Raw genomic sequence first — 11,778 nt, forward strand, 5'->3', positions numbered from 1 at the left:
AGAGTAAATAAAAACGAGGAAGGTTTCACCCTTTCCTCGTTACAAATGCTATAAACCTAAGTATTCCAAATCTGCAATGATGGCATCAAGATCAAAACCCTCTTCACCACTATACATACGAACTGTTTCTCCCTCTTCATTAAACAAGAAAAAACGAATTGGGTGCATAATATCATTTTCTGTTGGGATAATATTGGCCCTCATTCCGTACTCGGCAATTTCTTCAATCATTTCAGGCTCATAGCCCGTAAGGAAGTGCCAATTATCAAAATGAGCTCCGTAAGATTCCCCATAATCCTTTAGGCGTTCTGGCGTATCAAATTCAGGATCCACAGTAAACGAAACAATTTGCACATCTTCAATACCTTCGCTGTCCATTGCTTCTTGGACTTCTACCATGTTAGGTGTCATCGTCATACAAACCGTTGGACAACGAGTAAAGATCGTTTTCGCTAACCAATATGTGCCATCCAAGTCATCATTGGTCACCGTTTCCCCATCTTGGTTAACGGCCTCAAAATCAACCATTTCCCAATAGCCTTCATCCCGATCAGCTTCGGTCAAATCAATAATCGCATCTGAATCTACCGAAGGATCTGAATACAAAAAGCCGCATCCTGTTAGCAGTATGAACATAGAAATTACACCTACTAAGGAACTTTTCTTCATAATATCCTCTCTCTTTCTCAATCTGCAATTATTGCTGCGTTTGCACCATGTCATATTCTTTATATTTCGATTTTGCATTATCCGAACGGTCTCTTTTCATCCATTGCTTAAAGATGTATCCGATCGCAATACCGTATACAAGCTCTTGAGTCACTTTCATTAAAGCTCCGCCAAGCTGTTGGTCGTGCACTGGTAGAAGCGGTGGCAACGCATTATCCCCAGAAAACAATTCAAATGGAATATCCGCACCTGCTGGTAAACAATAAGCCATCGCAATTGCCCACGTTGCCGGATCTGTATATGTTGCATAAAGTGGAGTACCGGCAAAAATGATCAACGCACAAGCAGGGGTTATTAACACACCGTTTGCAAACATATAACCGATTTTTTTTAGTTCGGTAAGTTCATAACGCGTTTCAAGGCGAGGCGTTAAATGCCACCACATTACTGATGCGGCAAAAAACATCCCTAACTGATAAATGTTATGAGCCCCTTCATTTGTTAATAAACGATCAAACATAATCGGCAAATGATAAATCGAAAACATCGCATTAAATAAAAGCAGCCCTAAAATTGGGAAACCTAAAACGAGAAAAATGCTTCGGATTACTTTCACCTTGGCGAAAGGTTTAAAAAACCAAGTAGGTAAACCTAATAAAAGTAACGGTGGAGCAATCAGGTAAACAATGGCCATCGAAAGCATATGCATACTAAGCATCATATGTCCGACTAAATATAACGGGCCACCGAATCCAAAATACACAGCCACAAGGCCAAGATGAAAATATACTTTTCTACGAGTCGAGACGGGTGCTGAATCTTCAAATTTATGTCGCATCGGTCCTGTAACCCAGAAATAGGCGGCACTAATAATCAACAGTACAACAATCAGTTCAGGAGTCCAAAGAGCTCGTGCTGAAAAATTACTGAATAACTGTTCCAAAAACTGACTCAACGTGCTTCACTCCTTTTCAAAGTCGTCATACATACATGTATGCTATACTAAAATCATAATTTTACATATGTGTTTGAACATCTTCTATTAAAACATTTAAAACAAACCTCTCTTATTCTAACATGGAACGTAGCGAGTATAGTATAGTTAAATCATGAATTCACAGAATCGACTAACTTAGTAAAAGTTTAAAAAGTCCGAGAAATACCACGACTATGAAGGAGGTTTAATTATGAAAGAACATCTAATTGCCATCGACTTAGATGGCACGCTATTGACAGATCAAAAAATGATATCAAAGCGAAACCGCCATGCTATAGAAAAAGTACGTGAGTTTGGTCACAAGGTCGTAATTGCCACCGGTCGTCCTTACCGGGCAAGTAAAGGATACTATCAAGAATTATTTTTAGATACCCCTTTAGTAAATTTCAATGGGGCTTTTGTTCATCATCCAAAAGACAGGACTTTTCAAACCTCTCATCAGCCTTTAGACCAACAAACGGCGAAATCGATCATCCAAACATGTGAAGCTCTTCAAGTAAAAAACGTCATGGTTGAGGTAATGGATGACTACTACCTTAGACACTTAAACAAAGGGTTTGCAGAAGCTTTTACACTCGGCCATTCACCTGTTGACTATGGCAACCTAGAACAATTACTTCAAACCGATCCCACGTCATTACTCATTCATCCGGAAGAAGGACAAGAAAAACAACTTGCTTCGATTATTGATGATGCTCATGCAGAAGTGACTGAACAGCGGTCTTGGGGAGCACCATGGAATGTCATTGAAGTTGTTAAAGGCGGTGTAAACAAAGCAGTCGGTTTAAAAAAGATCGCCGCTTATTTTAATATCCCTCAAGAACGTGTCATAGCATTCGGAGATGAAGATAACGATTTAGAAATGATTGAGTACGCCGGGTGCGGTGTAGCCATGGAAAATGGGATTTCACAATTAAAATCACTTGCCAATGAAACAACCGTATCAAATGAAGAAGATGGCATTGCTCAATTTCTCGAGGAACGATTTCGTTTTTCCGCTCCTCATCACCTCACTGAAAAAGAAACCTCATAAAAGCTGCCATCCGGCAGCTTTTTTTAAGAGCTAAGAAATTATAAAAAACCTACGTTCGATGTCTAGCTCCAGGCGTCTTGCGCTTTTATTATAATCAAAGCGAACACGATTTTTATTATTCCCAACATCCAACCTCCTTCATATTATCGACTTGATTTGCACAATCTAATCGTGAAACTTGAAACCTGATGAGGAGGAAAGGAAATGAGTAAACGATCAAAATCAAAACGTTTTCCTGAACAAAGTGCAGATGCCGTTGCTCCTAAAAACGAGAAAGTCGTACGAAACGACAAGCATGAGCAACGAAGTAAGAGAAAGGGGCCCTAACCAATGGGAAACCGTTACTATCAGCAAGCATTCGAGAGAGTTCAAGCAGCCCATGAGGCAATGGAAGCTGCACATACACCTCAAACCTTGGATGAAGCCTACCAGCAAATTCAATTAGCGAAACAAGCATTATCACAAGCATTTGCCGATTCCTCAATGACGGAACGAGAGCAGTTAGGACAAATTCAAGAAGAACTTTACAATGCTACTGAGTCTTTCTCCCCAGAACACGGACGGTGAATGGGGATTCCAATAATACGAACACCAAAAAACAAGTCTACTCAGCGAAAAGTCACTTAGAGGTCATTCCATAAGAAAATGGCCTCTATTTTTTTTTGCATTCTTTTAGCTGTTCAAAAGAGACTCCGAACTTTTTTATTTCCTAAAAAAATCTTATAGTAGAAAAAGGAATATCCATGTATGATGAAAGGAGTATGGGAGTATAGGGGGTTACCAGATTAAATGAAAGTTTACCAAGTACCAAAAGACACGCCATCTAAAACACGCGTCGCAATTATGAGATTAATGATGGAGCAGATGAATGCCCTTGGAGATCTAATTCATGAAGAAGATTTATTAAAAACGATCGACCTAGCCCTATCCGATCGCTCTGGTGCTGAATTTTTCGTCGCTGAAGCTGACAGTCAAATAATAGGCTGTGCTTATTTCAACATTGGGATCAGCTTGGAAAAAGGTGGCCATTACATTTGGTTGAACGACCTTTACGTAAAACGCGATGAACGTCAAAAAGGGATTGCCAAACGATTGCTGCTTCATGTCCTTCATTGGGCGGAACAAAATGACCTGAAAGGGATCGAATTAGAGACAGGCATCAACAACGCCGCAACGAAAAAACTATATAATTCACTAGGTTTTTATGATATCGTCTCGAAACGATACGGAAGAGTGATTTAGACTTTTTACCTTTAAGAAAACTGGACTTATTCCTTTTTTGAACGTATAAAAAGGCTGACAGATTTAGATTCTGTCAGCCTTTTTTATGGCTCAAACGTTTGTTTTCTATAAAAAAAACATTTGCATAATACCAAGAACACCAATAGCGCCCCCAACTACGACAATTAATGGAGCACCTAGATAGGCAAGAATAACTGCAGCTCCCCCACTTATTATCGGGAACCAAACGTTATCATGAACAGCGAGAATTCCAGGGAAAATTAAGGCACCGAGAACAGCATAAGGGACTCTTTGGAGCATCCGTTTTGCCCAAGCTGGCCAGTGCTCCGTTTCAAGCATAACGAGAGGAAGCAACCTCGGAATGTAAGTGACAGCCCCCATTGCAACAATCATCCAAAACATTGTCATTGACAAGATGCCTGCCCCCTTTCTTCCTCGTCACGATCTTCCTCTTTATTTTTTATGCCGAGAAGGTGTTCCACCCAATCATAAAGAACAACTGCTAGGATTGTCGCAAACATAATTGACCAGCCTGTGGATAAAAACAAGGCGAATACACTATGGAATATCGCTCCAAGACTGGCGAGAATAAGCACCATCTTCCCTTCTTTTTTAATGGAAGGGATGAGTAATGCGATAAATAAACCATACAGAGCGATTGCCATACTTTCTTGTACAATTAAAGGAAGAAAGGAACCCATGTAAAAACCGACAGCTGTAAAGCCTACCCAGCTAACGTACGCAATAGCTGCTACCCCTATTATATAATAAGCTTTGATCGGCTTGTTTTTCGTCGAAGTAACAGCAAACACTTCGTCGGTCATCCCGAAAGCATACAACGCCCGGAGTTTTCGGTCTCCTTTTTCAGCTCGTTCATTGATCGACGCACTCATTAACAAGTGTCGCAAATTCACAATAAACGTGGCAAGAACGATTTCAATTGCTCCAGTGCCGAGTGCAATCATCGATAAGGCCATGTACTGTGCAGCCCCTGCGAAAACGAGGATGCTCATAAGAACAGCCTCTGCTACCGTTAGTCCAGTTGAGCCGGCAATGAGGCCGAACGTTACAGCTACAGGCATATATCCTATGGCAATTGAAAGACCGTCCAAAAGCCCTTTTTGAAACGAACCCACTTGGTTTTCCTGATCGCTATTTACAACTGTTACACCCATACAATCACCTCTCATTTTCCAACAATACGGAAATCTTTTTATCCATTTTAATCCTCCTCAAATGAATAAACAAGAGCTTTTTCGCAATTCGAAATTTCTCCTCCTATGGGCGGATTTAATAAGAAAGCAATAAATCTTTGTAAAACGAGTTACGTTATGCGATTCATTACAAAGAAACTGTGCTACGTTCAACGAAGAAGTTAAGCTTCCAGGATTTTGTTTACATCCTTTACGATCCAAATCATTCCTTTAGCCTATTTTAAAAATAAGGGTAGACGGACAGGCTTTGAGAGGATAAACTAAGCTGAACGCAATTTACAAGCGAGGTGAATCTCAAATGTTATTACAAGCATTGATTATTTTTGTTGCACAGTTGTTATTTGTTCCTGTCCTCACTCTACGGACCATTATGATGGTAAAAGGCATGAAAGAACGAGCTGCTGCCATGGGTATTTTAGAAGGGGCAATTTATGTTGGCGCATTAGGGTTAGTGTTTAGTGATTTATCAAATTACTACAACATGGCGGCCTATGCCTTAGGTTTTGGTATCGGTCTTTATATCGGTGCGATTATTGAAGAAAAATTGGCCATCGGCTATGTCACAATAGAAGCCAATATCCCCGAGAAAAACGAAGCCCTTATTAGCAGGCTAAGAGAAGTTGGCTTTAGTGTTTCTACGAGCGACGTAGAAGGAATGAATTCAACACGATACCGTTTGGATTGCACCGCACGCCGTGATCGTGAAAAAGAATTTATTAAAGTCGTCGAAGGCTATGAACCTAAAGCGTTTATAGCTTCCTACGAACCACGTAGCTTTAAAGGCGGCTACATCACCAAAGCTATGAAAACCCGCCGTGAAAAATTCTTGAAAAAGAAACGCAAGCAAGAGGAACGTCAATCAGCATAAATTATTTCCCAGCTCCCGTTTAAAACGGGAGCTTTTTTATTTAATTATGGAAAGGAAAAAAAGCTGCCTCCTATGAGACAGCTTTCCAACTATTAATCGTATACTTTTCCAAATGCTTCTTCCACTTGAGAAAGGATTGTATCCCACTCTGCGTCTGGCACTTTATTTACTGTAACAAAATCTTGAAAGCCGAAAATGTTATCGACACCTTCGATTGTTAAAAGTTCTTTTGCTAATGGGTGATCAGGGTTGTCTCCTTGTTTAAAAGAAGCGCTGCCGGATCCTTCAAAAATAACTTGATTTGCCGTTAATTTCATTGCATTTGGGTTTGGTGTTGGTTCAGCTCTTACTTCGATGGCCATGTTGACACATCCTCCTTCTAATTCGGTTTAGTTAATCATAACATGTGGGTGCAGCGGATTAAAGGAACATCCCTTGATGATTTTTAGCTTGTCCACGTATATGTAATGTTTCCTTGTCTTTTCACTTTTTTTCGTTAAAGTCAAATAGAAGGCAAAAAAGAATCCGCGCTTAGCGGATAAGGATCGCTAGTCTTTTTCGTGGAGTTGTTTACGTTGATCCGCAAAGGTTTTTAGTTTTTGCTTTATTTCTTTACACTTTTCTACGTCATCTTCTTCCATCGCTTCAAAAAGCTCCATAAGTGAATAGTCAATTTCAGCACCTAATACATAATCCATCACTTCAGGGTCTACTTCCCGCTTATGTCCTTGGCGCCTGCGAATCGTTCTGTACGAGCTCATTTCCTTTTCACCTCCACCGATTTTCATTACAGAGACTATTTTGCCGTTATCAAAACAACTCACATAGATCCAGCCGTCAGTTTCTGTCTTGACGATTCCTCTTCCTTTGCCCTCGGTAATCAAGTCCTCCAGGAGAATCGCCACTTCTTCGATGTCGATGAGGAGTTCTTCCATTTCAATAGCTGTTCCTGCGTTTTTTTGTTTGCGAATGGGGATCGTCGCTTGTCCTTGGTCGTTTTTTATAAGGAGTTCCACAGTCTCTTCCTCGTACCTCCACGTTAACCTAAAGTCGGCAGACAGCAATTTATGAATAAACGTTTTGAGCATCGGTTTGGAAATTCGTACGAAAACATCTTGAAACTCGGCCTTAAACCGATAGTCTTTCATGACCACGCTCCTTTCATTTTTCTTATTGTTATCCTATGTCATAACCTCAAAAAAAGAATGACTTTTCTGAGTCCAATTCCAGATTCTTTTGTTTGTCCGATGAGAAAAGAATCGTTAAAATGAAGGTTAGTACAAGTAAAGGGGAGTAACACCTTGCAGCAAATTAGCGAATTCGCTTCAATACAGAACATAGAAGAAATCGTTTGTCCTCCTCTCGTTCGCCAATCCAGTCTGAACATAATTAAAAATCAACCAGAAAAAACGAACGAGACGTTATCACAAATAGAAGAAGCTTCCCACCCCGAAGATGACCTGTCTTTCGGCTATTTATTCCTAGCTGTTTTTTCACATGTTCTCCAGGACTTAGTAAGAAAAAGGTACTTTAGCTTGAGAAAACAAGCCTTGACCACGTTATTACAGAAGGGAATCGAGCACCCAACATTTCGACAGGGGATTAAACCTGAAGAATACCAACGAGCAAGGCCCTACATTGAAAACATAAAAGCGTTTTTTCCGGACGTGATTCTTTTTCCAGCACATGATCAGGAAACTGAATTCTTTGAGCAAAAAGCTAATCATCAAAAAATCGAGCTCTGGCTTGAAAAATGGCAAGTTCGCCCTCACTTCCCTAAATATAAAGCTTATTATCTTAATGAGCGAAGCCCTAATGAGCGTCTGATTTTAAAAGAGAAAGTTCACCAGCTCCTTCAAAACAGCCGTCATCACCCTGGGACGAGACGTGTGTACTTTCAATTTTTAAGCTTTCACCACTACTATAGTGAAGGAATTAAAACCTTATTAAACGAAACAGGTGATCCACTTAAATGCTCTTTTGAAGAGCAGCGTTTCATCGAGGCTCTTAATGTAACGGACGTTAATGTTTCATCGCTCATTGCTTTTTTTCACCAATGGATTGAAAGTTTTGTCGAAAAAAGAACGAAGCGTCATTACCAAGAAGCCATTACCTACTTGCCCGCCCTACAATCGTGTTATAAACAAACAACTGAACCGGAGCGTTTTTATACTTGGATTGACGGGTTGTATACTCGCTTTTCTGGTTATCATTCCTTTAAAAAGGAGCTTAAACACTATGTCGACACAGCTTAACATAAAGCTCCGTGGAGGGATTCTCCAAAGAGAAAGCCCTGCTATTTTTCTATGGGTTGAACAAAATATGACTCCATTGTCAAAAGAAGATCAGCTTCGCGCAAAACAACAACTTTTTTTCGACCATGAGGCTACTTTTTCAGGAACTCTTCTTCCCATTTCTCAAGCTTTCAGGCGTCTGCAACGAATTGATGGGGTAACCTTATCAAGCGAGCTTTTAGTACAGCTTCCTGAGCTTTTAAAAACCTGGGCAACATCCGGACGCTTTCAAATTGCAGCTGAAATTGAAGACATTGTTGCTCTTTTAATACAAACAGAGAACCTTGTCAAAACAGAAGAATTCATTCCGACCCAATATGGGACATGGGCGTTTAAAAAACAGCCTCCATTGCTGGCAAAAGCAACACTTGGAATCGACATTTTAACCGAAGAAAAACACGAGCTTATCCAACATAATGCCACTTCCATCGTTACAGATCTTCTGATTGAACATGTCATTGAAAAAAAACGGCACCTGGTAGCACCATTGTTAACAGATCACGATGAAAGAGTTCGTTCGTGGGCGGAGTCATTACTTTCCAAAGGGGACCCTTTTGAACTCCCGATCGCGCAATACAAATATTGCTTACAAAAGCTTGGGTATGTCGAACTCGAACCCTTTCAAACATCGCTTACCATATATGAACCTAACCTTTTCTCAGACCGTTGGACGATTGAAGTGATGATGACAGAAATTCAAACGAAAAAGACACTGCCAGTCAGTAACCTAATCGAAGGTGATCATCCGTTTTTGCAAAACCCGATTCCCTATCTAAAAAAGAATCTGGAAACACTGACGAAAATCCCTGTTCTAGCGGATGTAACTATTCATTATTCGCGATTATCAGTAACCGATGAGGAGATCTACACGTTTCTTCACTCTTACCAAGCTGTTTGTGAGGAGTCAGGAATTGCCGTTTTCGTTCCGCAAAGTTGGGAGCGCACCCTCCACCTTTCTGTAACAGCCGAGGTCACACCCCTCCCTACACAAAGAGGTCCTGACCAACAACCGGTCAGCTGGTTCTTTTCCTTGCAAAATGAACCGGTTGAAGAAGCAAAAATTCGCCAGTGGGTAGAGGAACAACGCCACTTTATTACATTTAACAACCGTTGGATGAGGTGGGATCTTCAAAAAGCTGCCCACTATTTAAAACAAATTGACCAACTGCGGGAGGAACGTCCGCTTAGTCTGTTAGAAGCTATTCGAAAAGTGACAGAACAATCCATTCTCCAGGAAGAACCAGCCGATAATGAAGAGGCCTTCATCGAGTGGAAAATGCCTGACCATTGGCTTCAAGAATTAAAAAAAATAAGCCCTCCGCTTCTCCCTTCACAGTGGGCTTCCATTTTAAAATCGTATCAAATGGACGGGGTAAAGTGGTTGACAGCTATGCGTAAGCTCGGTTTAGGGTGTTGCCTTGCTGATGACATGGGGCTCGGAAAAACGGTACAAGCAATCGCTTATTGCGATACAGTAATTAAGCCAGCAACCCGAACTACAAAACCATCACCCCATTCACCGATCCTCATCGTCTGTCCTACTTCTGTTTTAGAAAACTGGAAGCGAGAATTCGAGACTTTTGCTCCCCATTTATGCTGTACGCGTTATTACGGAGCAAAACCAAAACGAGAGACGCTGGATATACATAATGGAGATGTGATCCTCACCACGTATGCTTTATTACTTAGAGACGAAGAGCTCTTCTGTTCTGTTCATTGGGAGGCGATCATTTTTGACGAAGCTCAAATGATAAAAAATAAAAATACAAAATTGTGGCATAGTGCCAAGAAATTAGCTGGTGAGCATCGAATTGCGATCAGCGGTACCCCCGTGGAAAATCACCTAGGCGAGCTTTGGTCTATTTTTGACTGGCTGAACGAAGGGTATTTAGGCACTTTGTCATCTTTTTCAAAACGATTTGACGGCAAGCAGGGTGAGGATGAAGAAAATCCTTTCTCTTCTGTGAAGACTGTGGTTGAACCGTTCGTTTTAAGAAGAACAAAGCAAGAACAGAAGTTGGCATGGCATTTACCTGAGAAAAAAGAAGCGGTCCTTTACACTTCTTTAACTCAAGAACAACGAACCCTTTATCAAGCAGTTGTGGAAGACACTATTGACACGATGCACGATCTTTCACCGGATGAGCGTAAAGGTGTTTTCTTTAGAGGAATGACTCATTTGAAGCAAATTTGCAATCATCCTGCTCACTATTTAGATGAACGCCAACCGCTTGCAGGACGTTCGGGAAAGTGGAACCAGTTTATCGAGAAAGTAGCAGATTTACTGATCGCTAAAAAGCGGATCGTCATCTTTACACAGTATAAAAAAATGGGCTACCTCATTCAGCAAGGGATAAAGGAAGCTTTCGATTTGGAAGTTGCGTTTTTAAACGGGGCTATGAGTATGAACAACCGGTATGAAACCGTGAATAAATTTAACAATGGAAAAACAGCCCCTATCCTTCTCGTTTCGATTCGTGCAGGAGGGACAGGGTTAAACATGACCGGAGCCACCGAAGTGATTCATTATGATCGCTGGTGGAACCCTGCAGTCGATCAACAAGCATCAGACCGTGTTTACCGGATTGGTCAGAAAAAGCAAGTCACGATTCATTCATTGACGACTAAAGAAACGATAGAAGAATCCATTGAAGCGATGCTAGATACGAAAAAGGCCATGTATCAGTCCCTTTTCCAAACATCGAATCGTCCTGTTTGGGAAATGTCCGAAAAGGAATTAGCTTCGTTATTTTACGGAAGATAAGCAAAAGCTTCATAAGAAAAACCGCAAGCAGTCTTTTATTAAAACCACCATTAGCTTCCACCAGCATATCTTCAATTATAAAAAAATCCTCTGCTAATCATAAGCAGAGGATTTTAATCGTTATTTACCACTAACTGACTTCGAAACTTTAAATGTTCCTTTATCTATTTCTTCATTATTAATAGCATAAACCATGAGTACAGCTTCAATATCCAGATGTTTTTCAGAAAGATCTTTTCCTGCATCCCACGTATCTTCAAGTGTGAGCGATTGACCAGGTTCGATCGTTTCAGAGATAATAGCTTGTGTGAACATTTTACCTTCAGCAAAATGATACACCGTATTTCCTTGCTCGTCCTTTACGGTAATATCAAACTTCTGTCCAGAAGAAAATTCTACTTGTTTCGGTTCGTCACTTTCATTTTCCAGAGTCATCGTAAACTGCAAGGAATTCTCATCCTCTTTAACATCAAGAGTAAAGGTTAAATCATGTTCAGTCACGTAATCGTCTCCTTCTAGTTCCTCCGATTGATCAGGAGTACCCTCTGTTGTATCGTCACCTGTACCACACGCAGCAAGGCTTACGGCTAAGATTGACATTGATAAAGTCCAGATCCACTTTTTCAAGAGAAAGCCTCCTTCATGATCTCGTTACAATAGTTAGACGACGGGAAAATTATAATGTTACAACCTTGCT

At 40.7% G+C, this 11,778-nt stretch carries 14 protein-coding genes; 7 read left to right on the forward strand and 7 right to left on the reverse strand.

Annotated elements, in window-relative coordinates:
• Window positions 1-48 precede the first annotated feature (48 nt).
• Window positions 49-669 carry an SCO family protein gene (locus CDZ94_RS06855; RefSeq protein WP_096435765.1) on the reverse strand — a complete coding sequence of 207 codons (621 nt, stop codon included), beginning with the start codon at window positions 667-669 and terminating at the stop codon, window positions 49-51.
• 28 nt (window positions 670-697) lie between these two features.
• Window positions 698-1,624, reverse strand: coding sequence for a cytochrome c oxidase assembly factor CtaG (gene ctaG / locus CDZ94_RS06860; RefSeq protein WP_232735721.1), 927 nt, complete (start codon window positions 1,622-1,624; stop codon window positions 698-700).
• Window positions 1,625-1,856: 232 nt separating this feature from the next.
• On the opposite strand from ctaG, the gene CDZ94_RS06865 reads away from it, so the two are divergent.
• From CDZ94_RS06865 to CDZ94_RS06875, 4 genes are all read left to right on the forward strand, one after another.
• A complete protein-coding gene (locus CDZ94_RS06865; protein ID WP_096435766.1) occupies window positions 1,857-2,699 on the forward strand; it encodes a Cof-type HAD-IIB family hydrolase in 843 nt (280 codons plus the stop codon).
• Between the two features lie 204 nt (window positions 2,700-2,903).
• A complete protein-coding gene (locus CDZ94_RS21820) occupies window positions 2,904-3,026 on the forward strand; it encodes a hypothetical protein (protein ID WP_280951833.1) in 123 nt (40 codons plus the stop codon).
• A gap of 3 nt (window positions 3,027-3,029) precedes the next feature.
• Window positions 3,030-3,266, forward strand: coding sequence for a DUF3813 domain-containing protein (locus CDZ94_RS06870; protein ID WP_096435767.1), 237 nt, complete (start codon window positions 3,030-3,032; stop codon window positions 3,264-3,266).
• 222 nt (window positions 3,267-3,488) lie between these two features.
• Window positions 3,489-3,941, forward strand: a complete 453-nt coding sequence (locus CDZ94_RS06875; protein ID WP_096435768.1) for a GNAT family N-acetyltransferase — start codon at window positions 3,489-3,491, stop codon at window positions 3,939-3,941.
• 105 nt (window positions 3,942-4,046) lie between these two features.
• Here the strand turns inward: CDZ94_RS06875 and CDZ94_RS06880 are convergent, their stop codons facing one another.
• Both CDZ94_RS06880 and CDZ94_RS06885 read right to left on the reverse strand, forming a co-directional pair.
• Window positions 4,047-4,349 carry an AzlD domain-containing protein gene (locus CDZ94_RS06880; RefSeq protein ID WP_321196118.1) on the reverse strand — a complete coding sequence of 101 codons (303 nt, stop codon included), beginning with the start codon at window positions 4,347-4,349 and terminating at the stop codon, window positions 4,047-4,049.
• On the reverse strand, window positions 4,346-5,116 hold the full coding sequence (locus CDZ94_RS06885) for an AzlC family ABC transporter permease (protein WP_096435770.1): 771 nt from the start codon (window positions 5,114-5,116) through the stop codon (window positions 4,346-4,348). Before CDZ94_RS06885 ends, CDZ94_RS06880 begins: the two co-directional genes overlap by 4 nt.
• A gap of 337 nt (window positions 5,117-5,453) precedes the next feature.
• Here CDZ94_RS06885 and CDZ94_RS06890 point away from each other — a divergent pair, with 337 nt between their 5' ends.
• Window positions 5,454-6,023 (forward strand): DUF2179 domain-containing protein, encoded by a 570-nt coding sequence (locus CDZ94_RS06890; protein WP_096435771.1) that lies wholly within the window; start codon window positions 5,454-5,456, stop codon window positions 6,021-6,023.
• A 92-nt stretch (window positions 6,024-6,115) separates the two neighbouring features.
• On the opposite strand, the gene CDZ94_RS06895 is transcribed toward CDZ94_RS06890, so the two are convergent.
• Together CDZ94_RS06895 and CDZ94_RS06900 are read right to left on the reverse strand one after the other, a co-directional pair.
• Window positions 6,116-6,385 carry a NifU N-terminal domain-containing protein gene (locus CDZ94_RS06895; protein WP_096435772.1) on the reverse strand — a complete coding sequence of 90 codons (270 nt, stop codon included), beginning with the start codon at window positions 6,383-6,385 and terminating at the stop codon, window positions 6,116-6,118.
• A 186-nt stretch (window positions 6,386-6,571) separates the two neighbouring features.
• The gene (locus CDZ94_RS06900; RefSeq protein WP_096435773.1) at window positions 6,572-7,171 is read right to left on the reverse strand and encodes a hypothetical protein; all 600 of its coding nucleotides are present in this window, start codon (window positions 7,169-7,171) and stop codon (window positions 6,572-6,574) included.
• A gap of 153 nt (window positions 7,172-7,324) precedes the next feature.
• On the opposite strand from CDZ94_RS06900, the gene CDZ94_RS21515 reads away from it, so the two are divergent.
• Together CDZ94_RS21515 and CDZ94_RS06905 are read left to right on the forward strand one after the other, a co-directional pair.
• Window positions 7,325-8,278, forward strand: coding sequence for a hypothetical protein (locus CDZ94_RS21515; RefSeq protein ID WP_198520823.1), 954 nt, complete (start codon window positions 7,325-7,327; stop codon window positions 8,276-8,278).
• On the forward strand, window positions 8,262-11,081 hold the full coding sequence (locus CDZ94_RS06905) for a DEAD/DEAH box helicase (protein WP_198546697.1): 2,820 nt from the start codon (window positions 8,262-8,264) through the stop codon (window positions 11,079-11,081). Before CDZ94_RS21515 ends, CDZ94_RS06905 begins: the two co-directional genes overlap by 17 nt.
• Before the next feature lie 120 nt (window positions 11,082-11,201).
• Here CDZ94_RS06905 and CDZ94_RS06910 read toward each other — a convergent pair whose 3' ends face one another.
• A complete protein-coding gene (locus tag CDZ94_RS06910) occupies window positions 11,202-11,708 on the reverse strand; it encodes a BsuPI-related putative proteinase inhibitor (protein WP_096435775.1) in 507 nt (168 codons plus the stop codon).
• Window positions 11,709-11,778: the final 70 nt, after the last annotated feature.

This window comes from Alteribacter populi (genome assembly GCF_002352765.1).
Lineage (GTDB): Bacteria > Bacillota > Bacilli > Bacillales > Salisediminibacteriaceae > Alteribacter > Alteribacter populi.